26 protein-coding genes and 1 pseudogene are annotated in these 24,051 nt (G+C 63.0%); 10 read left to right on the top strand and 17 right to left on the bottom strand.

Annotation, left to right across the window (positions count from 1 at the left end):
* Window positions 1–70 precede the first annotated feature (70 nt).
* Window positions 71–247: pseudogene (locus tag ACGYLO_RS14560) on the bottom strand (DUF2312 domain-containing protein); the annotation flags it as partial.
* A gap of 108 nt (window positions 248–355) precedes the next feature.
* Between ACGYLO_RS14560 and ACGYLO_RS14555 the strand changes: the two are divergent.
* The gene (locus ACGYLO_RS14555; RefSeq protein WP_271689863.1) at window positions 356–595 is read left to right on the top strand and encodes a hypothetical protein; all 240 of its coding nucleotides are present in this window, start codon (window positions 356–358) and stop codon (window positions 593–595) included.
* A gap of 67 nt (window positions 596–662) precedes the next feature.
* Window positions 663–1,085 carry a TIGR01244 family sulfur transferase gene (locus tag ACGYLO_RS14550; protein ID WP_271689862.1) on the top strand — a complete coding sequence of 141 codons (423 nt, stop codon included), beginning with the start codon at window positions 663–665 and terminating at the stop codon, window positions 1,083–1,085.
* Window positions 1,086–1,117: 32 nt separating this feature from the next.
* Here the strand turns inward: ACGYLO_RS14550 and ACGYLO_RS14545 are convergent, their stop codons facing one another.
* The 4 genes from ACGYLO_RS14545 to ACGYLO_RS14530 all read right to left on the bottom strand — a co-directional run bounded on the left by ACGYLO_RS14545 (window position 1,118) and on the right by ACGYLO_RS14530 (window position 5,902).
* Window positions 1,118–3,817, bottom strand: coding sequence for an ATP-binding protein (locus ACGYLO_RS14545; RefSeq protein ID WP_271689861.1), 2,700 nt, complete (start codon window positions 3,815–3,817; stop codon window positions 1,118–1,120).
* The gene (locus ACGYLO_RS14540) at window positions 3,817–4,107 is read right to left on the bottom strand and encodes a hypothetical protein (RefSeq protein WP_271689860.1); all 291 of its coding nucleotides are present in this window, start codon (window positions 4,105–4,107) and stop codon (window positions 3,817–3,819) included. Before ACGYLO_RS14540 ends, ACGYLO_RS14545 begins: the two co-directional genes overlap by 1 nt.
* A 6-nt stretch (window positions 4,108–4,113) precedes the next feature.
* Window positions 4,114–4,482 carry a response regulator transcription factor gene (locus ACGYLO_RS14535; RefSeq protein WP_271689859.1) on the bottom strand — a complete coding sequence of 123 codons (369 nt, stop codon included), beginning with the start codon at window positions 4,480–4,482 and terminating at the stop codon, window positions 4,114–4,116.
* 118 nt (window positions 4,483–4,600) lie between these two features.
* Window positions 4,601–5,902, bottom strand: a complete 1,302-nt coding sequence (locus ACGYLO_RS14530) for a helix-turn-helix domain-containing protein (protein WP_271689858.1) — start codon at window positions 5,900–5,902, stop codon at window positions 4,601–4,603.
* 234 nt (window positions 5,903–6,136) lie between these two features.
* Between ACGYLO_RS14530 and ACGYLO_RS14525 the strand changes: the two genes are divergently transcribed.
* From ACGYLO_RS14525 to aat, 8 genes are all read left to right on the top strand, one after another.
* Window positions 6,137–7,483 (top strand): substrate-binding protein, encoded by a 1,347-nt coding sequence (locus ACGYLO_RS14525; RefSeq protein WP_067261823.1) that lies wholly within the window; start codon window positions 6,137–6,139, stop codon window positions 7,481–7,483.
* Between the two features lie 101 nt (window positions 7,484–7,584).
* Window positions 7,585–8,613 (top strand): branched-chain amino acid ABC transporter permease, encoded by a 1,029-nt coding sequence (locus ACGYLO_RS14520; protein WP_271689857.1) that lies wholly within the window; start codon window positions 7,585–7,587, stop codon window positions 8,611–8,613.
* A gap of 3 nt (window positions 8,614–8,616) precedes the next feature.
* Entirely contained in the window at window positions 8,617–9,822 is a 1,206-nt protein-coding gene (locus ACGYLO_RS14515) for a branched-chain amino acid ABC transporter permease (protein WP_209218747.1), read from the top strand.
* Between the two features lie 10 nt (window positions 9,823–9,832).
* Entirely contained in the window at window positions 9,833–10,597 is a 765-nt protein-coding gene (locus tag ACGYLO_RS14510; protein WP_067261818.1) for an ABC transporter ATP-binding protein, read from the top strand.
* Window positions 10,598–10,630: 33 nt separating this feature from the next.
* Window positions 10,631–11,383 (top strand): ABC transporter ATP-binding protein, encoded by a 753-nt coding sequence (locus tag ACGYLO_RS14505; protein ID WP_067261816.1) that lies wholly within the window; start codon window positions 10,631–10,633, stop codon window positions 11,381–11,383.
* Window positions 11,384–11,580: 197 nt separating this feature from the next.
* Complete coding sequence (gene accB, locus ACGYLO_RS14500) at window positions 11,581–12,090, top strand: acetyl-CoA carboxylase biotin carboxyl carrier protein (RefSeq protein WP_271689856.1); 510 nt, start codon at window positions 11,581–11,583, stop codon at window positions 12,088–12,090.
* A 9-nt stretch (window positions 12,091–12,099) separates the two neighbouring features.
* The gene (gene accC / locus ACGYLO_RS14495) at window positions 12,100–13,452 is read left to right on the top strand and encodes an acetyl-CoA carboxylase biotin carboxylase subunit (RefSeq protein WP_271689855.1); all 1,353 of its coding nucleotides are present in this window, start codon (window positions 12,100–12,102) and stop codon (window positions 13,450–13,452) included.
* Window positions 13,453–13,458: 6 nt separating this feature from the next.
* Window positions 13,459–14,094 (top strand): leucyl/phenylalanyl-tRNA--protein transferase, encoded by a 636-nt coding sequence (aat, locus tag ACGYLO_RS14490; protein WP_271689854.1) that lies wholly within the window; start codon window positions 13,459–13,461, stop codon window positions 14,092–14,094.
* On the opposite strand, the gene ACGYLO_RS14485 is transcribed toward aat, so the two are convergent.
* The 12 genes from ACGYLO_RS14485 to soxX form a co-directional block, all read right to left on the bottom strand.
* Window positions 14,058–14,420, bottom strand: a complete 363-nt coding sequence (locus ACGYLO_RS14485) for a DUF2155 domain-containing protein (protein ID WP_271689853.1) — start codon at window positions 14,418–14,420, stop codon at window positions 14,058–14,060. The genes aat and ACGYLO_RS14485 overlap by 37 nt on opposite strands.
* A gap of 55 nt (window positions 14,421–14,475) precedes the next feature.
* Window positions 14,476–14,859 carry an NADH:ubiquinone oxidoreductase subunit NDUFA12 gene (locus ACGYLO_RS14480; protein WP_067267544.1) on the bottom strand — a complete coding sequence of 128 codons (384 nt, stop codon included), beginning with the start codon at window positions 14,857–14,859 and terminating at the stop codon, window positions 14,476–14,478.
* Window positions 14,860–14,998: 139 nt separating this feature from the next.
* Window positions 14,999–15,367, bottom strand: coding sequence for a Rid family hydrolase (locus ACGYLO_RS14475; protein WP_271689852.1), 369 nt, complete (start codon window positions 15,365–15,367; stop codon window positions 14,999–15,001).
* Window positions 15,368–15,432: 65 nt separating this feature from the next.
* On the bottom strand, window positions 15,433–16,701 hold the full coding sequence (clpX, locus tag ACGYLO_RS14470; protein WP_271689851.1) for an ATP-dependent Clp protease ATP-binding subunit ClpX: 1,269 nt from the start codon (window positions 16,699–16,701) through the stop codon (window positions 15,433–15,435).
* A 124-nt stretch (window positions 16,702–16,825) separates the two neighbouring features.
* On the bottom strand, window positions 16,826–17,482 hold the full coding sequence (locus ACGYLO_RS14465; protein WP_067267539.1) for an ATP-dependent Clp protease proteolytic subunit: 657 nt from the start codon (window positions 17,480–17,482) through the stop codon (window positions 16,826–16,828).
* Between the two features lie 121 nt (window positions 17,483–17,603).
* The gene (locus ACGYLO_RS14460; protein ID WP_271689850.1) at window positions 17,604–18,662 is read right to left on the bottom strand and encodes a c-type cytochrome; all 1,059 of its coding nucleotides are present in this window, start codon (window positions 18,660–18,662) and stop codon (window positions 17,604–17,606) included.
* Window positions 18,646–19,908 carry a sulfite dehydrogenase gene (gene soxC, locus ACGYLO_RS14455; protein WP_271689849.1) on the bottom strand — a complete coding sequence of 421 codons (1,263 nt, stop codon included), beginning with the start codon at window positions 19,906–19,908 and terminating at the stop codon, window positions 18,646–18,648. Before soxC ends, ACGYLO_RS14460 begins: the two co-directional genes overlap by 17 nt.
* 73 nt (window positions 19,909–19,981) lie before the next feature.
* Window positions 19,982–21,682, bottom strand: a complete 1,701-nt coding sequence (soxB, locus tag ACGYLO_RS14450; protein WP_271689848.1) for a thiosulfohydrolase SoxB — start codon at window positions 21,680–21,682, stop codon at window positions 19,982–19,984.
* Window positions 21,683–21,769: 87 nt separating this feature from the next.
* Window positions 21,770–22,621, bottom strand: a complete 852-nt coding sequence (gene soxA, locus ACGYLO_RS14445) for a sulfur oxidation c-type cytochrome SoxA (RefSeq protein WP_271689847.1) — start codon at window positions 22,619–22,621, stop codon at window positions 21,770–21,772.
* 44 nt (window positions 22,622–22,665) lie between these two features.
* Complete coding sequence (gene soxZ / locus ACGYLO_RS14440; RefSeq protein ID WP_168613464.1) at window positions 22,666–22,995, bottom strand: thiosulfate oxidation carrier complex protein SoxZ; 330 nt, start codon at window positions 22,993–22,995, stop codon at window positions 22,666–22,668.
* Between the two features lie 31 nt (window positions 22,996–23,026).
* Entirely contained in the window at window positions 23,027–23,446 is a 420-nt protein-coding gene (soxY, locus tag ACGYLO_RS14435) for a thiosulfate oxidation carrier protein SoxY (protein WP_168613463.1), read from the bottom strand.
* A 120-nt stretch (window positions 23,447–23,566) separates the two neighbouring features.
* Entirely contained in the window at window positions 23,567–24,043 is a 477-nt protein-coding gene (soxX, locus tag ACGYLO_RS14430) for a sulfur oxidation c-type cytochrome SoxX (protein ID WP_394374194.1), read from the bottom strand.
* Window positions 24,044–24,051 lie beyond the last annotated feature (8 nt).

Below are 24,051 nucleotides of genomic sequence, written 5' to 3'. Positions count from 1 at the left end.
ACCTTAAAACACAGTGTTTCACTCTAACTTATTGGTTTTCCATGTGCAAAACACAATGATGGCGGGATATGTAACCGCGCGATTTCGCTTCGGCCATCACCTCTTTTTGCTGTTCGGCAAGGTCTTTCTTCTCGGCGTCCAAACGCTCGATCCGCTCGACGAACTGGCGAAGCTCATTGGCGGTGACCCGGTAGGTCGCATCGCCTTGGGATTCGACGACATCGGGATTGGTGCTGGTATCGCTCATGGGAAGTCCTCACGGAATGGCTGGCTCTGGCGGGTTTGACTACAGGCTGCACGCCCAGCCCGCAAGCGGGACTTGCCCCCCTTGGCGGTTTGGCGTAGCTCTGCCGCCATGGAAAGCGCAAACACATCTATTTTCGATCTCATGGTCTGGGGCGGCGCGGGTCTGTCCCTTCTGGGATTGCTCGGTCTGGGCTGGTGCATCATCAAGGTGAGCCGTGCAAAACGCGCGCAGCTCGACGATGAGGCGATGCGCGTGGTGCTGCGCAAAGTCGTGCCGCTGAATATGGGCGCGCTGTTTCTCTCCGTGATCGGTCTGATGCTGGTAATCCTCGGGATTTCACTGGGCTGATCGGCGCGTTTGACCAGCCCGCCCCGGCGGTGCTGGACAGGGCCGCTGCATCTGCTTAAATCGCCCCATGGATATTCGCCAAATCACCCCCCGCTATTTCGTCGCCCCGCAGATCGAGCCCGGTGACATGGAAAGCCTGCGCGCCCAAGGCATCACCCGCATCCTGTGCAACCGCCCCGACGCGGAAGTGCCCCCCAGCCATCAGGCCGCCGCCATGCGCGAAGCGGCCGAGGCCGCGGGGATTGCCTTTGCCGAACAGCCGCTGACCCACCAGACCATGACCCCCGATGTCATCGCCAAGAACCGCGCCCTCGGCGTGGAGACCGATGACACCGTGCTGGCCTATTGCGCCTCGGGCACCCGTTCGACCATCGCTTGGGCCTTGGGCCAAGCCGGCGAGATGGACAGCGACGCGATCATCGAAGCCGCACGTCAAGGCGGGTATGACCTTGAGAACATGCGCCCCATGCTGGGGCAAAGCTATACCTGAGGTCTCTGTCGGTCCCCTTGGGGGCCGGTGTCCTACGCCGCCGCGGTCAAGGCGCGGGCAGGCAGTTGAACCCGGAAGGCCGTGCCGGGCACATCCCGCAGAAAGCTGATCTCTCCGCCCAAGCGGCACATGATTTCACGGCAGATGGCAAGGCCAAGCCCCGCGCCATCGCCCTCCCCCGTGATGCGCGAGAACTTCTCGAAAATCAGCGCCTCCGACCCCGCGTCGATCCCATGGCCGTTGTCGACGAAATCAATCACCAGCCCCTGCGCCGTCACCCGCGGCGTGATCAGCAGTTGCGGGTCATCCGCAGCGCAGTATTTGCGGGCGTTGGTGACGAGGTTGATAAAGACCTGCACCAGCCGGTCGAGATCGCTGGTCAGCACAATATCCTCGGCCTGCGGATCGCGCAGCACCTTGAGCGGCCGCGTGGCCCCCGCTTGCGCCGTGGTCACCGCCAGATCCAGCAGATCGCGTAGGTTGCCTTCGCGCTGGTTCAGCGTCACCTGCCCGTTCTCCAGCACCGACAGGTCCAACAGATCATCCAATAGCCGCGTCAGACGGATCGTCTCGCTATGGATGATCGTGGCATAGCGGTTCTTGTCGGCGTCCGTGAGACCGGGCGCATCGCGCAGGATTTCGGAGAACGAGCGGATCGAGGTCATCGGCGTGCGCAATTCATGGCTGATCTGACTGAGGAAGCTGTCCTTTTGCAGCGACAACTGCGTCAGCTTCTCATTCGCCGCGCGCAGCTGCGCTGCCGTCTCGGTCAGCTCGCGCGACTTGGCCTCTAACTGGCTGGAATACTCCAACATCTGCGCGGATTCGTCGGCCACGGCCAAAAGGTCTTGGACCGAGACCGAGGCCCCGCCGACGATCTGCGCCACCATCGCATGGGCCGTGGCCGCCCCGACCGAGGCTGCCAACTCCCGCTCCAGCGCCTGCACGAATCGTGGCGTGGGCTCAGGCAGACGTTGCCCCTGCCCTTGCCGTTCGGCCTCGCGGGTGAAAAACGCCTGCGCCTCCGTCGCGCCTAAGATCCGCTGCGCCATGATCATCAGGTCTTCGCTGCCCGCGACCGAGGCCGTCCACCCCCGCGCCGGGCCGGAATGGTCAAAAACATTAACGAATTGCGCGCCCTGTAGCCGCTCCAACGGTGTAGGGAAGCTAAAGAGAGAGACGACGACGAAAACCAGCGTGTTGAGCGCGAGGCTCCAGACCACCGCATGCACCGTCGGGTCGATCCCCGCGATGCCGAAAAGCGCCTCGGGGCGCAGCCAAGCGAGCCCCCAAAGCCCCTGCTCCAAGGTTGCGGTCGACAGAGCCACATCCGTGCCAAAGCTGGGCAGCAGCATGGTAAAGACCCAAAGCACAAAGCCCGTGCCCAGCCCGCAAAGCGCACCGGTCCGCGTGGCCCCGCGCCAGAGCACGCCGCCCAGCATCGCGGGCAGAAACTGCGCCACCCCGCCGAAGGAAATCGTGCCAATCGCCGCCAGCGCCCCGCTGCCACCCGAGGCGCGGTAATAGAGATAACCCAAGCCCACCACGCAGAAAATCGACAACCGCCGCGCAAGGATGACGATATTGCGCACATCCCCCGACTGCGTCGCCCCATCGCGGCGCAGCGCCAGCCAGATCGGCATGACGATATGGTTGCTCACCATGGTCGAGAGCGCCAGCGTGGCGACGATCACCATCGAGGTCGCCGAAGAGAAACCACCCAAGAAAGACAGCATCGCCAGCCCGTTCTGCCCCTGGCTGAGCGGCAGACTCAGTACGAAAAGATCGGGGTTCGCGCCTTCGGGCATCAGGTCTAGCCCCACCACCGCGATGGGCACGACGAAAAGGCTCATCAGCATCAGGTACAGCGGGAAGGCCCAGCTTGCGATTTGCAACTGCCGCTCGTCGTCGTTCTCGACCACCATGACCTGAAACATGCGCGGCAGGCACAAAAGCGCGGCCCCCGAAAGCACGGTCAACGCGGCCCAACGGCTGCCCTGCACCTCCCATTGCCCGATGTCTGAGGCGTCGATCCGCGCCAAGGTCTCGCCCAAGCCTCCGGCCAGGCCCCAGATGACGTAGACCCCCACCGCCACCAGCGCCAAGAGCTTGACCACCGCCTCCACCGCGATGGCGATGACCACACCGTGATGCCGTTCGTTCACATTCAGGTTCCGGGTGCCGAAAAGCACGGTAAAGAGCGTCAGCCCCGCCGCGACCCAAAGCGCCGCCTGCCCCCGGTTGATCACATCGCCCCCCGCCTCGGCCAGCGGCACGTCGGCGGCGGCAAAGATTGACAGCGACAAGATAACCGATTGTAATTGCAGCGCGATATAAGGCGTCACCCCGATCACGGCCATGACCGTCACGACGATCGCCAACGTGTTGGATTTGCCGTAGCGCGAGGAAATCAGGTCCGCGATCGAGGTGACGCGATGGCTTCGCCCGATCCGCACCAAACGCCGCAGCCCCCACCACCAGCCGATCATCACCAGCGAAGGGCCGAGGTAGATGGTCACATATTCCAGCCCCGAGCGCGCCGCATATCCCACCGCGCCGTAAAAGGTCCAAGCGGTGCAGTAGATCGACAGCGACAGGGTATAGACCAGTGGCGAGCGCAGCAGCCAGCCGCCCTGCCCGCGCAGGGCCGCGCGTTCGGCGGCGAAGGCCACGATGAACAGGCCCGCCACATACATCAGGCAGACCGCCACCAACTGGTTGAGCGATACCATCAGCGCGGCCCGTCCGGCTGTGCTGCATCCTCACCCGAGGCCACATCCCGGGTCCGCCGCCAGAGGGCCCATGTCCCCAAGATAAGCAGCGCCCAGACCCCAAAGAGATAGCGCAGCGCCACGCTCATCGGGATGGTCGGCGCAGTGGGGTCCGGGCTGGCGGCTGGCACGGGCCAGAGCAGCGGCACCATCCACAGCATCAGCCCCAGAAACGGCAACAGGCGCACTGCATCCATCATCCGTCGCTGACGGTAGCCGCGTTTTTCCAAAAAGATCGGCCTACGGGGCATGGCGGGTCAACTGGCGATCAGGTCGCGTACCGCGTCCAACATCTCGGCATTCGAGAACGGCTTGGTCATGAAGCGGCTGACACCCGCCTTTTCGGCCATGGCGCGGTCCCGGCTTTGGCCCCGCGCGGTCAGCATCAGCACCGGCAACGCGCCGGTTTCGGGGTCACCCCGCAGCTCATCCAATATCTCGAAACCGCTCTTGCCCGGCAGCATCACGTCGAGCATCACCAGATCCGGCGATGCCTTGCGGATCACCTCCACCGCGCCTGTCCCATTGGCCAAGGTCTCCACACGCCAACCCTCTTGGCTCAGCAAAAAGCGGATGGCCTCGGCGATATTCACCTCGTCCTCCACCAGAACTACGAGTTTGCTCATCGGCAAAAAGTCTCCCCCCCTCGGTGTGCGGCGGCCCCGTCTTGCTGCGGGGTCTCGCGCACCGGGGGGAGCATGCATCGGTTTGCCAGCCCTGTCAAAAACTGCCTGCTGCGCCGCTTCAGATCCCCTCGCGCAGGATCGAAGGCTCGCGCCGCGCGCGGCATCCTTCGACCGGGCAAATGCGACAGGTCGCCCCCACCGGCTGCGCAGGCGCTGCCCCCGAGGGGACCGGCAAGAGCAGCATGACCGATTGGCTGAGCGGCGGCGTGTTATAGGCAGCCGCAGCTTGCACTTCGCAGGTGGCAATCGCCTCGAACTCCGCCTGCCCGCGCCCCATCTGCATGACGCGGGATTTCATCACCAGCCCCGGCTGCCCCTGCACCGCAAAGAGCGGCCAAAGCGGGCAGCAGGCGCCAAAGCGCGGCACGGTGAACCCTTCGATCGACTTGGCGAATGTCACGCTGCCAGAACGGTCACAGACCACCAGCCCCGCACCGAGGTCAGGCAGTGACGCCAAGCGCCGCAGCACCCGGCCCATCGGCTGGTCGAGTGCCTGAGCCAATTCGGCAGGATCGTGACCCATCTCCCCCGCCACCCGCTCCAGCCGCGCCAGCCGCGCCAAAGGCAGCGCCGCCGCATCGCGGGCGATCTGTTGCAACACCCCCGTCGCGATATGCCGCGCGGCCTTGGTCTTGAGCGTATCGGCCTGTTCGACCAGCGCCGCAATCGCCGCCTGCGGGGCGCGCGCCTCTTCCAAAGGGTCGAAACGGTAGTCATGCGCGGCGAGGAAACTCTCTACCTCGGCCTGGGGCGAATGGGCCACCTCGCGGGTCTCGGCGGCACTATCGAAATAGGTCACCAGCGCCTGCGCGCTGTCGGACAGGCGGCGGCTGTCTTGGTGGATATTGGCGTGGAACCTGTCGCGCCATTCCGCCTGCAAACTGTCTGTTTCGGCCAGAATCGCGGCGGTGGAGCGGATCGCCGCGGCGGTACTCAATAGCTCATGCATGGAGGTGGCAAGCTGCGGGTCATGGGCCAACCGATCCGAGAGCGCCTCGACCGTCTGCTCCAATGCCGCGATGCGGCGCTGGCTGTTGGCCAGCACCTTGGCCCAGCCCGGAAACCGCCCCGCAAACTCATCCGCCCGGTCGCTCTCCGGCCCGGTTAGCCCCGCATCCTCCGCCGCCTCGCGCAGGGTGGCGATCAGCGCGGCTTCGGCCCCTTCGGTCAGCGCCTGCGGTTCGACCCCAAGCGCATGGGCGATGTTGAGCAAGAGCTTGCCGCCGATTCTGCGCCGATTGTGCTCGATAAGGTTGAGATAGCTGGCCGAGATGCCGCTTTGCTGCGCAAGCTCCGCCTGTTTCAGCCCCGCCATCACGCGCCGCTCACGGATGCGGCTGCCGGTCAGCCCTTCACGCATGGGACGGCCCGGCCGGATGTTTCGCCCGTTGTTTCAAGGTCTTTCTGCGCCGCAATATCATATTCTTTACAGTCCCTCCGGCAGGATTGCGAATATATTTACAAAAAAATCGTTTCGATCAAGCGCCTTATTGATCGGTTTTCATTTTCCGCGCCATAGTTTCTTTGCACTATTGCGTGTTGTGGCATCGGGGGGAGGTTCCGCTGCCGCGACTTACAAAAATGGGAGGACTTCATGTCGTTTACGAAACTGACACGCCGCGGGCTGATCCAGACCGGCGCGGTTGCCGGTGCAGGGTTGGCGCTGCCGACCTATCTGCGCGCGGAAAATCACGCGGGCTTTACCAACGCCCCCACGGGCAGCACCGTGACGCTTGGCTTCAACGTGCCCCAGACCGGCCCCTATGCCGAAGAAGGTCTGGATGAGCTGCGCGCGCAGGAACTTGCGGTCGAACACCTTAATGGCGGGGGCGACGGCGGCATGATGAACACCTTCAGTTCCAAGGCGCTGAAAGGGAACGGTATTCTGGGTAAAAAGGTCGAATATGTCACCGGCGACACCCAGACGAAATCCGACGCGGCCCGCGCCAGCGCCAAGTCGATGATCGAAAAAGACGGCGCGGTGATGATCAACGGCGGCTCGTCCTCGGGCGTGGCCGTGGCGGTGCAAGACCTTTGCCAATCGGCGGGCGTGATCTTCATGGCGGGTCTCACCCACGCCAATGACACCACCGGCAAGGACCGCAAGGCCAATGGCTTCCGGCATTTCTTCAACGCCTATATGTCCGCCGCCGCCCTCGCCCCGGTGCTCAAAAACGCCTATGGCTCTGAGCGTCGCGCCTATCACCTGACGGCGGATTACAACTGGGGCTGGACCCAGCAAGAATCCATCGCCGCCGCGACCGAGGCGATGGGCTGGGAGACCGTGGAGAACGTGCTGACGCCGCTCGCCTCGACCGATTTCTCCTCCTATATCGCGCCGGTGCTGAACTCGGGCGCCGATGTGCTGGTGCTGAACCACTACGGCGGCAACATGGTGAACTCGCTCACCAATGCGGTGCAGTTCGGCCTGCTCGACAAACAGGTGAACGGCAAGAAATTCGAGATCGTCGTGCCGCTCTACTCCGAACTGATGGCCGCCGGTGCCGGGGCCAACGTGCAGGGCGTGATCGGCTCGATGAACTGGAACTGGCAGCTGCAGGATGAGGGGTCGAAGGCCTTTACAAAATCCTTTGGCGAGAAATACGGCCGTCCGCCGTCGAACTCCGCGCATACCTGCTACGTGCAGACCCTGCTCTATGCCGATGCCGTGGAACGCGCAGGATCGTTCAACCCCTGCGCCGTGGTCGAGGCGCTTGAGGGCTATGAGTTCGACGGGCTGGGCAACGGGCCGACGCTCTACCGTGCGGACGATCACCAGTGCTTCAAGGACGTGCTCGTGATGAAGGGGGCAGAGAACCCGACCAGCGAATACGACACGCTGGAGATCGTCGAACAGACGCCCCGTGCACAGGTCGAATATGCCCCCGATCACCCGATGTTCGCGGGCGGTGATCTGGGCAAATGCAACCCCGGCGCGTGATCCGCTGACATCAGATGGCGCGCGGGCCTGATCCTGCGCGCCCTTTTTATCGCTGCAAGCGGCCAAGCCGCTTGTAAACGCTTCCCTTACAGGTGGGGACCATGGACGCAATCCTTCTGCAAATACTCAACGGCCTCGACAAAGGCTCGGCCTATGCGCTCATTGCGCTCGGGCTGACGCTGATCTTCGGCACCCTTGGCGTGGTCAATTTCGCCCATGGGGCGCTCTTCATGATCGGGGCCTTCTGTTCGGTCACGCTGCAACGCATTCTGACGCTCAGCGTCGAGACCATCGACGAGACCAAGAAGGATTTCCTCGGCAATCCGCTGAAGGTCAAAACCCCCTATGTCGAACAGTGGTTCGGGCCGGAAACGGGACAGGCGATTATCGATTGGTCGGTGCCGCTGGCGATCCTCTTTGCGATCCCGGTGATGCTGCTTATCGGCTTCATCATGGAACGCGGGCTGATCAAACATTTCTACAAGCGCCCCCATGCGGATCAGATCCTCGTGACCTTCGGCCTCGCCATCGTTTTGCAGGAAGTCGTCAAATATTTCTACGGCGCCAACCCAATCCCCACACCCGCGCCTGAGGCCTTTGTCGGCAGCTTCGACTTCGCGCCGCTCTTGGGTTTGGACACGTCTTTGGCCTACCCCTATTGGCGCTTGGTCTACTTTGGCTTTTCGACCCTCATCATCGCCGCGGTCTTTGCTTTCTTGCAGTTCACCACCTTCGGCATGGTGGTTCGCGCAGGCATGGCGGATCGTGAGACCGTGGGCCTTCTGGGCATCGACATCGACCGCCGCTTTACCATCATGTTCGGCATCGCCGCCGCCGTGGCAGGGCTTGCGGGCGTGATGTATGCGCCGATCAACTCGCCCAATTATCATATGGGCATGGACTTTCTGGTGCTGAGCTTTGTCGTCGTCGTGGTCGGCGGCATGGGCTCGCTGCCCGGCGCGGTGCTGGCGGGGTTCCTGCTGGGCATCCTCGAAAGCCTCGCTTCCATGAATGAAATCAAAAGCATCATCTACGGTATCGACCAGATCATCATCTACGTCGTTGCCATCGTGATCCTGCTGGTCCGCCCGCGCGGTCTGATGGGGCGCCGCGGCGTGATGGAGGAATAAGACATGTTCGGACTGGAAAAACGCGATACGCTTCTTTTGGGGGTCGTGATCGTTCTCACGCTCTTCGCCCCCTTCATCCTCAACCCCTTTCCGGCGGATTCGGGCCTTGCACAGTTCAACGCGGGCTACCCCGACCTGATGCAACGCTTTGTGATCTTTGGCATCTTTGCTATTGGGTTCAACATCCTCTTCGGGCTGACCGGCTATCTCTCTTTTGGCCATGCGGCCTTTCTGGGGGTCGGTTCCTACTCTGCCGTCTGGATGTTCAAACTGCTCAGCTACAACGTCGTGCCCGCGCTGGTGCTGGCCGTCATCATGGCGGGGCTGTTCTCGGCATTGATCGGCTACATCAGCCTGCGGCGCTCGGGCATCTACTTTTCGATCCTAACGCTGGCCTTCGCGCAGATGTCCTTCAACCTCGCCTATTCAGTACTGACGCCGATCACCAATGGTGAGACGGGGTTGCAGATCTACACCTCCGATCCGCAGTACCTCCAATCCGTGGACGCGCCTTCGTTCCCGAATCTCTTCGGTGCCGCGATGAACTCCTCGACGACGCTGTTCTTCGGCGGTTGGACCTTCACTTTCTCAGTCGGCTACTATTTCTGCGCGGTCTTCCTGATCCTCGCCTTCTATCTGGCGATCCGCATCTTCCGCTCGCCCTTCGGCATGATGCTGCGGGCGGTGAAATCTAACCAGCAGCGGATGAATTACACCGGGCTGAATACGCGCCCCTACACGCTGGCGGCCTTTGTCATCTCGGGCATGTATGCCGGGCTTGCGGGCGGTCTGCTGGCGGCGATGGACCCGCTGGCGGGGGCCGAGCGGATGCAGTGGACGGCCTCCGGCGAAGTGGTGCTGATGACGATCCTTGGCGGCGCGGGCACCTTGATCGGGCCGGTGCTGGGCGCGGGCTTCATCAAGTATTTCGAGAACATCTTTGCCAAGATCAACGACAACGTGCTGCACGGCTGGTTCGCCTTCATGCCCGATGGGATCGAAGACGCGATGGTCGCGATCATCCACCCCTTCGTCGGCAAGGGCTGGCACCTGACGCTTGGCCTTCTGTTCATGCTGGTCGTGATCTTCCTGCCCGGTGGGCTGGTCGAGGGCGGGCAACGTCTGGGCCGGGTCTTCCGCCGCCGGGACAAGAACGCAGGCTCGGTCGAGGCCGACGCCGCCCAACAGCGCAGCGAAGCCGCGGAATAGGAGAGACATCATGGCCATTCTCGAAGTCAAAAATGTCGGCAAGCGCTTTGGCGGGTTGCAGGCGCTGAGCGACGTGAACCTCAGCGTGGCGGAGAACTCCGTCCACGCGATCATCGGCCCCAATGGGGCGGGCAAATCCACGCTGCTGAACTGTCTGGTGGGCAAGCTCATCCCCGATACCGGATCGGTCATGTTCGACGGGCAGTCGGTGCTGGGGCGCAAACCCTATGAGATCAACCAGATGGGCATTTCCCGCGTGTTCCAAACGCCCGAGATCTTTGGTGATCTGACGGTGATGGAAAACATGCTGATCCCCTGCCTTGCCAAACGCGACGGGGCGTTTCAACTGAACGGCTGGTCGCGGGTCGTGGGCCAGCGCGACATGATCGACAAGGCCGAGGAAATGCTGCGCGACATGCGTATGATTGACAAACGGCACATGCCCGCGGCCTCCATGTCGCGCGGGGACAAACGGCGGTTGGAGATCGCCATGTGCCTCGCCCAAGACCCCCGCCTGCTGCTTTTGGACGAACCGACCGCCGGGATGGCGCGGGCCGACACCAACAACACCATCGACCTGCTCAAACAGATCAAGGACGAGCGCGACATCACCATCGCCATCATCGAACACGACATGCATGTCGTCTTTTCACTGGCCGAGCGGATTACCGTGCTGGCCCAAGGCACGCCGCTGGTCGAAGACACGCCCGACCGGATCAAGGGCCACCCCAAGGTGCGCGAAGCCTACCTCGGCGAAAGCCAAGACGCCGCCTGACCCCCTCCCTTTGCCGCAGATCTAGGACAGCATATGACCACCAGTACGCTCGACAAGAACGCCAACCACGCCCAAACCGCCCCCGCTTTCCTCTCGGTCTGGGACATTCACGCCTATTACGGCGAAAGCTACATCGTGCAGGGGGTGAGCTTTAACGTCCATGAGGGGGAGATTCTCGCCCTGCTGGGCCGCAACGGGGCGGGCAAAACCTCGACCCTGCGGGCCATCGCGCGGGTGAGCGACCCGGAGCTGAAACGCGGCGAGGTCTGGCTCGACCATCAGCCGCTGCATAATATGGCCAGCCACCAAGCCTCTGCCGCGGGGCTGGCGCTGGTGCCCGAGGATCGGCGCATCATTTCCGGCCTCACGGTCGAAGAGAACCTCAAACTCGCCCAGATCGCCCCGCCCATCGGCTGGTCGCTCGACCGGCTCTATGACCTCTTCCCCCGCCTGCGCGAACGGCGCCATCAAGAGGGGGTGACCCTCTCGGGCGGGGAGCAGCAGATGCTCGCTATCGCCCGCGCTTTGGCCCGTGATATCAAGGTGTTGCTGCTCGATGAACCCTACGAAGGGCTCGCGCCGGTGATCGTGGATGAGATCGAAAAGACGCTGGGGCTGATCAAGGCGCAGGGCATCACTACGATTCTGGTCGAACAAAACGCGGTGCGGGCGCTGAAACTGGCCGACCGGGCGGTGATCCTCGACACCGGCGGCGTGGTCTTTGACGGCACCGCCGCCGAGGTGCTGGACAACGCGGAACTGCGCGCAGAATACCTCGCGATCTGACCTAAGGTCACTCAGGTCCGGCGCGCGCGGCTGAGGCCCCGCCTCTTTCTCGCGCCCCGGACCGCTTTGCGCGACAAAAAACCGATCCTACCCCCTAGACAACAGTTGGCTTTTCATGGCTTTGCCCATGCCCTATAAGCGTGCCAATCAATCGCGCAGCGACGGGCCGCAGGCCTGCCGAAATCTTCGAGGATCCAATGACAAACAACACCCATGACGCTGACGTGGCCTTCATCAAGGCCCTCGCCGAGCTGCTGAATGAAAACGACCTGACGGAGCTTCAGGTGAAACGCGACTATGCCGAGGATGACAGCCTGAACGTGCGCGTCAGCCGCAAGCCCCCGCAGCAGGTCATGGCCGCCCCCCAGCAGCAGTACCAAGCCGCCCCCGCGCCTGCCGCCGCATCGGCCCCTGCCGCGGCCCCCGCAGCTTCCGCGCCAGCCCCTGCCGCAGACGCCGATCCCGCCGATCACCCCGGTGCCGTGACCTCGCCGATGGTGGGCACCGTGTATCTTCAAGCCGAGCCGGGCGCGCCGGCCTTCATCTCCGTCGGGGCCTCCGTCTCCGAAGGTGACACGCTTCTGATCGTCGAGGCGATGAAGACCATGAACCATATCCCCGCCCCCCGCGCCGGCACCGTCAAGCGCATCCTCGTCGGCGACGGCGATGCCGTGGAATTCGGCGCGCCGCTGGTCATCCTGGAATAAGGGCCGGACATGTTCAGCAAAATCCTAGTTGCCAACCGGGGAGAGATCGCGCTGCGCGTCATCCGCGCGGCCCGCGAGATGGGCATCCAGACCGTCGCGGTGCATTCCACCGCCGACAGTGACGCGATGCACGTGCGCATGGCCGACGAATCCGTCTGCATCGGCCCGCCCTCCTCGACCCAATCCTACCTGTCGATCCCCGCCATCATCGCGGCCTGCGAGATCACCGGCGCCGAGGCGATCCACCCCGGCTACGGATTCCTGTCCGAGAACGCGAATTTCGTGCAGGTGATCGAAGATCACGGGCTCACCTTCATCGGCCCCACCGCCGAGCATATCCGCGTCATGGGCGACAAGATCACCGCCAAAGACACGATGAAAAAGCTCGGCGTGCCCTGCGTGCCCGGCTCCGACGGCGGGGTCACCTCGCTGGAAGACGCCAAGCGCATCGGTGAGGAGATCGGCTATCCGGTCATCATCAAGGCCACTGCCGGTGGTGGCGGCAAGGGCATGAAAGTGGCCCAGACCGCAGCCGACATGGAAAAAGCCTTCCAGACCGCGCGGGCCGAGGGCAAGTCGAACTTTGGCAACGACGAAGTCTATATCGAGAAATACCTCACCACGCCACGCCACATCGAGATTCAGGTCTTTGGCGACGGCAAGGGCAATGCCGTGCATCTGGGCGAGCGGGACTGTTCGCTGCAGCGCCGCCACCAAAAGGTTTTCGAGGAGGCCCCCGGCCCCTCGATCACCGCCGAGGAACGCGCACGCATCGGCAAGACCTGCGCCGACGCCGTGGCCAATATCAACTACATCGGCGCCGGCACGATCGAGTTCCTCTACGAGAACGGCGAGTTCTACTTCATCGAGATGAACACCCGCCTGCAAGTGGAACACCCGGTGACCGAGGCGATCTTTGGCGTCGATCTGGTGCGCGAACAGATTCGCGTGGCCGAAGGCCTGCCGATGTCCTTCACGCAGGAGGATTTGCAGATCAACGGCCATGCCATCGAGGTGCGCATCAACGCCGAGAAATTGCCGAACTTCGCGCCCTGCCCGGGCAAGATCACGCAGTATCACGCCCCCGGCGGGCTTGGCGTGCGGATGGATTCGGCGTTGTATGACGGCTATTCGATCCCGCCCTTCTACGACAGCCTGATTGGCAAGCTCATCGTGCACGGCCGCGACCGGCCCGAGGCGCTGGCCCGTCTGGGGCGCGCCCTGGGTGAGTTGATCGTGGACGGGGTCGACACCACCGTGCCGCTGTTCCACGCGCTGCTGGCCGAGGAGGACATCCAATCGGGCGGCTACAACATCCACTGGCTTGAGCATTGGCTGGAAACCAACCTCGGCGACGGCTGACATGACATGTCGGATCTGACGCCAGAGATCCTGCTCCACGGCTATTCCATCGGGATTTTCCCCATGGCGGAACACCGCGACGACCCGGAAATTTTCTGGGTCGATCCGCGGCGCCGTGGGGTGATGCCGCTCAATGGTTTCCACATCTCGCGCTCTCTGGCCCGCGCCATCCGGCGCAGCCCCTTTCACCACACGATCAACCGTGATTTCCGAGCTGTCGTCGCCGGTTGCGCCGACCGCGAAGACACATGGATCAATGCCGAGATCACCGCGCTCTACACTGCGTTGCACCGCGCGGGCTACGCTCATTCGCTTGAGGTTTGGGACGGTGATGCGCTGGTGGGCGGCGTCTATGGCGTGACATTGGGGCGTGCGTTCTTTGGCGAGAGCATGTTTTCGCGCCGGACCAATGCGTCAAAAATGGCGCTGGCGGCGCTGGTGGATCGGCTGCGCCGCGCGGGGTTCACCCTGTTCGATACGCAGTTTTTAACCGATCACCTCGCCTCTCTCGGGGCGGTGGAGATTTCGCGGGCAGAATATCACGCGCAGCTCGATGTGGCGAAACGCGGCAATGCGCGGTTCAACGCGCCTAAGTTGGACAGTCTTCAGGACGTGCTGCAGCGCATGACCCAGATGTCATAGCGAAAATGCTCCAGCGCGTGCAGCGCGGGGGCCGAGGCGATCATCCAACCGGAAAACAAGGCGCTGTCGCTGCCCTTTTCGGTGATCTCAAGCGCGGCATAGGCATTGGCCGCCGGATCCCCCGCCGGATAGCGGCAATCGACCATGGAGATCTGCAAATTGCCCAAGGTCAGGCGGTCACCCTTGGCAATCTCCAGATCGGTCGTGTCACCCGAAATCTTGTCCAAGGCACGCAACACGCCGCCCGAGGCACTGGCGACCTGCCCCCCCTCTTGAGCGTGAAGCGGCGCGGCCAGCACAAGCGCGGCCAAGAGAAGCTTTTTCATGGGTCCACCCGGATTGCGTGAGCTTTGGGGCCGCGCGAAAGGCGCGGCCAACCGATCATTCAGGCTGCCACGCCTCGTAATCCTTACGTTCGACAGGTTCGGCGCGGCGCAGCGACCCGGCAGGCGCATAGGCCATGGCGGTGCCGGTGCGATTCTCAACATGGGCCTTTTCCCACGGCTTATGCGCCAGCGGCTTGTCGGTCGGCGGCTCATCCCATGTGCGGTGCAGCCAGCCATGCCAATCGGGGCTCACGCGGCTCGCCTCGGCCTCACCGTTGAAAATGACCCAGCGTTTGCTGTCGTCGGCGTTGCGGTAATAGACGTTGCCCTGCGCGTCTTCGCCCACCTTGCTGCCCTTGCGCCAAGTGAAAAGCTGGGTGTTCAGCGTCTGGCCGTTCCACCATGTGACACTGCGCAGAAGTGAATTGAGAATGCCCATTGAGGTCTCCGTTCCTGTTGTCCGTTATATGCACCATGGAGGCTTTGGCGTCCAGCCTCGCCGCGCAGGAGGTTCGGGATGCTGCGGGTTTCACTGCCCGCGGGGAACCGCACATATCCCCCCAATTCGCCTCCGAAAATCAGCCCTCGGCGGCGTCGCGCAAAAGCGCGGTGCATTCGATTTCAATCCGGTACTTTGGGTCGATCAACCCACATTCGATCATCGTCGCGGCAGGTGGATGCGCGCCAAAAGCCTCCCGCAGGAGCGGCCAGCAGGCTTCGAACTCCGCCGCGTCGGGCAGCATGTAGGTGACGCGCACCACATGGGCAAAATCGCTGCCTGCCTCGGCCAAAGCGGCCTTGATCGTCGCCAATGCCGCGGCGCATTGCGCTGTGACGTCAGCCCCCTCGCCCACGGTGCCCGAGACATGGACCATGCCGCCTGCCACCACCGCGCGGCTGTAGCCGATCTTGTTCTCATAGATGCCACCCGATGAAATGCGCCGCATATTGCCTCCCTGAAACGCAAAAGGGCGGACCTGATGGCCCGCCCCTATGACTTGGCCCAACGCGCTTAGCCCGCGCTGGCTGGTTCCTTGCTTTCGCTGTCGGCGTGGATCATCAGCGGCTTGGCCTCGGATGTGACGGCCTCCTCGTTGACGACCACTTCGCTCACCGTCTCCAGCCCCGGCAGTTCGAACATCGTGTCGAGCAGGATGTCTTCGAGGATGGAGCGCAGACCGCGAGCGCCAGTCTTCCGCTCGATCGCGCGTTTGGCGATGGCTTGCAGCGCGTCATCGGTGAAGGTCAGCTGCGTGTCCTCTAATTCGAACAGACGCTGGTACTGTTTGACCAGAGCGTTCTTCGGCTCGGTCAGGATGGTGACCAGAGCGTCCTCATCCAGATCTTCGAGTGTTGCCAGAACCGGCAGACGGCCCACGAATTCCGGGATCAGACCGAACTTCAGCAGGTCTTCGGGTTCGAGGTCAGTGAAAATCTCACCAATGCCGCGGGCGTCATTGTCACGCACATCGGCGCCGAAGCCCATGGCAGAGCCTTTGCCGCGCTGCGCGATGATCTTGTCGAGACCGGCAAAAGCACCGCCGCAGATGAAGAGGATGTTCGTGGTGTCCACCTGCAGGAACTCCTGCTGCGGATGCTTGCGCCCGCCCTGCGGCGGCACGGAGGCCACGGTCCCTTCCATCAGTTTCAACAGCGCCTGCTGCACGCCCTCGCCCGACACGTCACGGGTGATCGAGGGGTTTTCAGACTTGCGGGTAATCTTGTCGACCTCGTCGATATAGACGATGCCGCGCTGCGCGCGCTCGACGTTGTATTCCGACGCCTGCAACAGCTTGAGAATGATGTTCTCCACATCCTCGCCCACATAGCCGGCCTCGGTCAGCGTGGTCGCGTCGGCCATGGTGAAGGGCACATCGAGGATGCGCGCCAGCGTCTGCGCCAGCAACGTCTTGCCGCAGCCAGTGGGGCCGATCAGCAGGATGTTGGATTTCGCCAGTTCTATATCGCCGCCCTTCTGGGCGTGGTTCAACCGCTTGTAGTGGTTGTGGACCGCCACCGAGAGCACGCGCTTGGCCATCGCCTGACCGATCACATAGTCGTCCAACACGCCGCAGATGTCGCGGGGCGTGGGCACGCCATCGGTCGCCTTGAGGCCCGAGGCTTTGGTCTCTTCTCGGATGATATCCATGCACAGCTCGACGCATTCGTCGCAGATGAACACGGTCGGCCCCGCAATCAGCTTGCGCACCTCGTGCTGGCTCTTGCCGCAGAAGCTACAGTAGAGCGTATTTTTGCTGTCGTTGCCGGAATTATTCGCCATCTCAAACCTTTCAGGTCTGTCGTGTATGTCCGCCCCGGTCTTGGGGCCGCGAGATTTGGCCTCAAGCTTAGGCCAGTGACCCCGGCGCTACAATCGCAAAATATGCAGCGCCGGGCCCCTTCGATTACTTGTCTTTCTTGTCCTTGCCACCGGCGGCAGCCTCATCGGCTTTGCCGCGGCTTTCGACGATCTCATCGAGATGGCCCCATTCCTTGGCTTCCTCTGGCGTCATCCACAGATCACGGTCGAGGGCTTTTTGAACGGTTTCTAGCGGCTGGCCGGAGTGTTTGACATAAAGCTGATACATCCGCTCACGGGTGCGTTCGATGTGACGCGCCGAGATCAGGATATCTTCGGCCATGCCCTGCGAGCCGCCGGAGGGCTGGTGGATCATCACCTCGGCATTGGGCAGCGCGAAACGCATGCCCTTTTCGCCGCCGATCGCGATGACCGACCCCATGGAGGCCGCCATGCCACAGATCAAGGTCGAGACCTTGGGCTTGATATATTGCATCGTGTCGTAGATCGACAGGCCCGCCGTCACCTCGCCACCGGGCGAGTTGATGTACATGCTGATTTCCTTGGAGGGGTTCTCGGCCTCAAGGTGCAACAGCTGGGCGACGACCAGATGGCTCATCCCGCTGTGGATCGGGCCGTTGACGAAGATAATCCGCTCTTTCAGCAGACGCGAGAAGATGTCGTAGGACCGCTCGCCCCGGCTGGTTTGCTCAACCACCATCGGGACAAGCGTGTTCATATAGGTGTTGATCGGATCGTTCATGCGTGCCTGCCTCAGTTCCTGTTCGCGGGACCATACCCGCAAAACTGTTACCCAGAGATTAGTCCCCCCGGTATGGGGGTTCAAGGGGGGCAGGCACGACAGTCTGCGCTAATCGCGCCGATCACTCCGACGCGTCGCGCAGGTAGGCGATCAACGCGTCGATATCCTCGGGCTTGCGCACACCCCGGAACGACATTTTAGTGCCTTTCATGAAGCCCTTAGGGTCCGCCAGAAAGGCGCTCAACTCATCGTGAGACCAGACCAACCCCTCCGCCGCTGCGGCCTGCATGGCTTTGGAGTAGCGGAAGCCGTCAACCGCTCCCGCCGGGCCATCCACGATGCCGTTCAGCATCGGCCCGACACGGTTCTTGGCCTTGGCGCCGATCTGGTGGCAGGATTTGCATTTGCGAAACGCCTTCTCCCCGGCCTTGATCAGCGCGGGATCGGCGGCGGGGGCTTCGGCCACCTCGACCGGCGCGGGGGGCTCTTCGGGGGCAGGCTCCGCCGCGGCTTTGGCCTCTTCGGCCTTAGCCTCTTCGGCTGCGGCCTTGGCGGCGGTCTCCTCGGGCGTCACGTCCAGCACGGCTGCGCGCATGGTGATCTCGACCGAGGATTTGCAATCGCTCATGCAGGGGTTTTGCTTGAAGGACGCAAACTCGACCTCCGCCCGGTCATCGGGTTTGAAGGCCTCCTCATTTGGCAGGCGCAGATCGGCGAAGTTCTCTGAGGAGAGCACGAAATCCTCATCCACCTCGTCATTGAGATAGAGCAGATAAGCGGTGATCGCATAGACCTCATCATCGCTCAGCGACTGCGCATCGCCGAAGGGCATCGCCCGGTTCACATAGTCGTAAACCGTTGAAAGGTATGGCCAATAGCTGCCGATCGTTTTGACGGGGCGCATGTCGGTCAGGCTGCCCTGCCCGCCTGCAAGCACCGGCCAACGGCCTGTGCCCTCGCCAAAGACGCCGTGGCAGGAGGCGCATTTCGCGGTGTAAATCTCATCCCCGGTCATCACGTCGCCACGGCCCTCGGGCAGACCTGTGCCGTCAGGGCGCACGTCGATATCCCACAGCGCGACCTCTTCGGGGGTGGCGGAGCGGCCGAGGCCCAGAGGCTCGGCGGCCAGCGGGCTTGCCAGCGCGGTGGTCAGGAGGGCAGCTTTAAGAAATCTCGACATTTTCCGCCTTTCCGTCTGCATCGACCGCCCAGGTCTGGATGCCGTTGTTGTGGTAGATCGAATTCTCGCCCCGGACCGCGCGCAACGCGTGTTTGGTGGGCTGGACGTAGCCGGTGCTGTCATGCGCGCGGCTTTGCAGCAGCAGGGGTTTGCCGTCCCATTCGAAGTCAAAGTAGAAGCGGTGCAGCGCCTTGGGCGTGCTCGGCCCGTCCATCCGCGCCTGATGCCATGTGATGCCGCCATCCAGTGTCACATCCACGCGCGGGATCGTGCCGCGGCCCGACCACGCGAGGCCGGTCAGAACGGTCGGCCCCGGGCCATGGGTGATCGGCGCCTGCGGGCTGGGGCTGGTGATGACCGATTTCGCGTCCATCTCCCAAGTGAAGCGCCGCGCCACACCATCGGCCATGAGGTCGGTATATTTGCTGGTCTCCTCGCGGTGGTGCCAAGGCTGGTCGCCGACCTCGAGCCGGCGCAGCCATTTGACCCACATGTTGCCCTCCCAGCCGGGCACGACGAGGCGCACCGGGTAGCCCTGTTCGGGGCGCAGCGCTTCGCCGTTCATCTTGAGGGCCACGAGGCAATCGTCGAGCGCCTTTTCCATCGGGATCGACCGGCTCATCGCCGCCGCATCCGCGCCCTCGGCGAGCAGCCACTTGCCCTCGGGCTTCACGCCCGCCTCCTCCAGCACCAGCCGCAGCGGCACGCCGGTGTATTGGACGTTGTGGATCATGCCATGGGTGAACTGGCAGCCATTAAGCTGCGAGCCGCGCCACTCCATCCCGGAGTTGGCCGCGCATTCGAGGAAATAGACGTGGTTCTCGCGCGGGAAACGCATCAGGTCTTCCATGGTAAAGACCAGTTCGCGGCCCACCAAACCATTGATCATCAAGCGGTGTTCCGCCGGATCGACCTTGGCCACCCCCGAGTGGTGCCGCTCAAAGCAGACGCCGTTGGGGGTGATCGTGCCATCCAGCGCATGGATCGGGGTGAAGTTGATCGAGCTCACCGGGTCGGCGGTCAGCCATTCCACGGTGCGGCGTTTCACATCCGCTTCGAAAGGCGACGGCTTGCCGTAAGGCGCGACGTCAACGCCGTCGCCCAACTCCTGCATCCATGGATGGATCGCAATGCCCGGATCGGTCTGGGCGGCGCTGGCCTGCCCCGCCAGCGTCCCCGCGGCCGCCGCCCCTGCCCCCGTCAGAAAGGCACGGCGCGATGGCCCCTTGTGGTTCTCTTCTGTCATGTCGTGGCCCTCACATATTCAAATTCATTTTATTGAATTTGTATCTATGTGAGAACCCCTATTCTCATTTTTCTTACTTTGGCAGAACGATTTTCACCGGGGTCCGGGCGCCTTCGCCCACGGTGTTCAGTTTCGAGATATGGCTCTCCACCACGTCCCAGATCGGCGGGCCTTCGGTGCCCTCGTTGACCGAGGCCCAACCGGCCACGACATAGCTGCGCTGCGCGTCGATGGGCTCGCCGGTGCTCAAGAGGGTCATCTCGCTAATCCGCTCGCCCTGCGGCTTGGCGATGTCCATCTTGAAGCCCATGCCACCGACGCGCACCATGTCGCCGCCCTGCTGGTAATAGGGGTCCGGGTTGAACAGGTTGTCGCCCACGTCTTCTAGCACGACCTTCAGGAATTCGCCCGTCATTTCCGTGCGGTAGGCATTGGGATAGGTCATCGAGGTGACGTTGAAGATATCCTCGCGGGTGATGTCCTGCCCCGGCAGGATCGACGGCCCCCAGCGGACCCCGGGGCTGAGCGCGATCTCGGCGTCGCGCTCGCTCAGCAGCGCGTCGCAGATGAGGTCATCCCACGTCCCGTTGAAATTGCCCCGACGGTAGAGCAGCGCATCACTCTGACCGACCACATGAGTCAGTTCCTCAAGGAAGGGCGCGCGCTGCGCGTCGATCAGCTTGGCCACCTCGGCATCCGGCGTGATCAGGTCCGAAAAGATCGGGATCAGTTTGTGCCGGATCCCCATCATCTTGCCGTCACGCACGTCCAGATCGACGCGGGAAACAAATTTCCCGTTCGAGCCCGAGGCGATGATATGTGTCTGGCCCACGAGCACCGGTTCGGGCAGCGCGTCATGGGTGTGGCCCGAGAGGATCACGTCGATCCCTTTGACGATCCCGGCCATCTTCTTGTCGACGTCGAAACCGTTGTGGCTGAGGCAGACGACCAGTTCGGCCCCCTGCGCGCGGACCTCGTCGACCATCTGCTGCATATTCTCGTCGCGGATGCCGAAGGAGTATTCGGGGAACATCCAGCCGGGGTTGGCGATGGGCATATAGGGAAAGGCCTGCCCGATGACGGCGATCTTCACGCCCCCGCGTTCGAAGAATTCGTAAGGCTTGAACAGTTCCGCCGGCTCGTCCCATTCACGGTCAAAAATGTTCTGGCCGAGGGCGGCAAAGGGCAGCCCCTCGACGATCTCCTGTACCCGCTCGGAGCCCAGCGTGAACTCCCAGTGGAAGGTCATCGCATCGGGCTTCAGCGCGTTCATCACGTTAACCATGTCCTGCCCTTCGGTCTTAAGACAGGTCAACGAGCCGTGCCATGTGTCGCCGCCATCCAAGAGCAGCGCGTCGGGCCGGTCGGCGCGGATGGCGTTCAGCACGGTGGCCACGCGGTCCAGCCCGCCGACCTTGCCGTAGGCCTGTGCTTGGGCCACGAAATCGTCGTAGGTCAGGGCATAATCCAGCGGCGTGCCGCCGCCGATGCCGTAGCGGACGCGGAAATCCTCGCCGGTGATATGGGGCACCTTGCCGCGGTTTTCGCCCACGCCGATGTTGACGGCGGGCTCGCGGAAATAGATCGGCTTTAGCTGGGCATGGATGTCGGTCACATGCATCAGGGTGACATTGCCGAACTTCTCGAACTCCAGAAGCGCGTCCTGATCAAAGCGGTCCTGTGCCGCCAGCCGCGCCCAGTTGCCGAAGCCCGAGCCGCCATAGATGGAGGCCGCGGCCATGGACATTTGCAGAAAATCACGGCGAGACAGCATGTTACGCTCCAGCACTTGAAAACAGGGAAAGGCCCCGCCCCCATGCGGGGGGCGGGATCATGTCAGGCGAAACGCCCGGAAATTAAATCAGTTACGCACCGAGGGGGCTTCGACCGACAGGCCGTTGCCGCGGCTGGCGACGTAAAGCTCCAGCGCCACGAACTCGGGGCTGCCGGGGCTGAAAGTCTCGGCCCGCGTGTCGCGTACACAGCCCTTGAAACGCGCATGGGCGCTGTTGAGCTTGGTGTTTTTCAGACGGTAGACCGGGAAGCCGTTGATCTGGCCCTGGCTCAGGTGGTCGGCCCGGATCATGTTGCCGTAGTTGTCCTCGTGGCAATTGGCGCAGCTCAGCTCAAGCTGGCCGTAGCGGGTGTAGTACATCTCTTTGCCCTGCTCCCATGTGCTCTGGGCCGGGCCATCGATCGCCACGTTGACCGGCATGCCGCGCGACTGGACCGAGATCAGCGCCTCCATCGCCGTCATCTGGCTGCCGGTGTATTTGTAGGGCTCGGCGCCCATCTGGTTCTCGCGGCAATCGTTGATCTGCTGCGCCAGCGTGCGCACCTCGCCCGCATCCTCGTTCCACTTCGGATAGACCGCGCGGACCCCCTTCATAGAGGTCTCGACATCGTTGTGGCAGGAGGCACAGGACTTGCCCTCGCTGCCCTCTGCCGTGTCCCACGCCGCCTGCGCCTGATCGACAAAGATCATGCCGGAGTTGTCGAAGTCGTCCATTTGAAGCTGCTGCGTCTCGTCCGAGCGGAAACGCCAGCCAGACATGATCTCGGGCAAGGCGCCGTCGAGATGCGCGGGCGCATTGGTCTTGGTCACCATCTCGATCTCGCCGTTGACGACAAGCTCGACCTCCTCATCGGCGGCCCCCAGCGTGGGGGCGGCCACCAAAAGCGCCGCGACCGCGGTCATTGCCTTGAATTTCATGTCTTTCCTCCCTGTTCCATGCGCCGCTTGGCTGACCCGATGGGTCAGCCGATGGCGATGGATTTGACTTCTTCGTAGACCGAACCGTCGTCGTCGTACCACGTGAACTTGAACTCGCCCGCTTCCGGAACAGTGGCGTCGAATTCGAAATAGGGGTTGGTCGACATCGCCGGTTCCATCTTCACGTCGATCACGTTCTCGCCGTTGAACTCGGCGGTGAAGCGGTTGATGATTGAACGCGGGATGACGTTGCCGTCGCTGTCCTTGCGCTGGCCCGATTCCATCGGGTGGCTGATCAGCGTCTTGATCGTGATGACCTCGCCGGCCTCGGCCTTTTTCGGCACTTTGACGCGGGGTGTTACACCTTCTGCCATTTTCTAAACTCCTGATTTGGGGCGCGCGGGCTTAGCCGCCGCAGCCACCGATTGTAACTTTGATCTCGGCGCTGGTGCGGGCGAACGTGCCGTCTTCCAGCTTGGCGATGGCGATGACGTCTTGGGTCTGCGCCAGCCGGATGCGGGTGGAGGCGCTGCGGCTGCCCGCCAGCGGGCCGAAGTTGAAGGTGCCCACGGGCGGCGTCGGGTTGCCTGCGGCCAGCACCATGATGGCCGAAGCGCCCGGGGCTTCGACCGAGATTGGCACGGTGTTGCCATTCTCGGCAATTTCAGGCGCGGTCAGGGTCACGCCGGTGTCGGCCATGTCGGCTCCGCCGGTGAATTCCGCGATCAATTCGTCCACCGTGGCGGCCGAAGCCCCCACCGGCAGGATGGTCAGCGCCATGGCGCCAAGGCCGAGGCCCAGAGTTTCACGTCTTGAGAAGTTCATCTCTCATCTCCTTGTTCGTCGGCGGCGCAGCGCGCCGTCATTCCATTCCGCGATGCGCTGATCGCGATCTCTTGCACCGGTCCCCCGCCACCGCTTGCTCAGCGCGGCGGGTGGGCCGCGTCACTCTTCTTTGAGCGTTGCCAGAAAGGCCACGACATCTTCGATTTGCTGCGCATCCAGCAGCGGCGGCAGAGGCTCGGTCCCCGCCTTGCCGGTGAAGCCATCGCCGGGGCGGACATAGCCGCTGGTCTTGTAATAGGACGGCATCATCGAGCCTTCGAAGGTCATCTTGCTATTGGCCACGATGCCGCGCAACTCGGCCTCGTTCCAGCGGTCGCCAGCCCCGTCGAGCATCGGACCTATTTCGCCCTGAAAGGGAACCTCGCTGAGCGCGCTGATCTGGTGGCAGGCCACGCAGTTGCCCGCCTTCTTGCTGCCGACGATGGCCGCACCCTTGGCGGCATCGCCGGGTGTCCCGGTCAGGGATTGTTCAACCGAACCATAGTCATCATAGGTCACGTCGGCAGGTGCCACGGTTTCAGCGGCGGCCAGAACGGGCGCGCCCGACACAATTGCGGCGGCGATCCATCTCATCATCGAAAACT

This window comes from Sulfitobacter sp. 1A13353 (genome assembly GCF_043557255.1).
GTDB lineage: Bacteria > Pseudomonadota > Alphaproteobacteria > Rhodobacterales > Rhodobacteraceae > Sulfitobacter > Sulfitobacter faviae.
The sequence above is the reverse complement of the archived record's forward strand: the minus strand, read 5'-3'. Positions and strand labels throughout refer to the sequence as shown.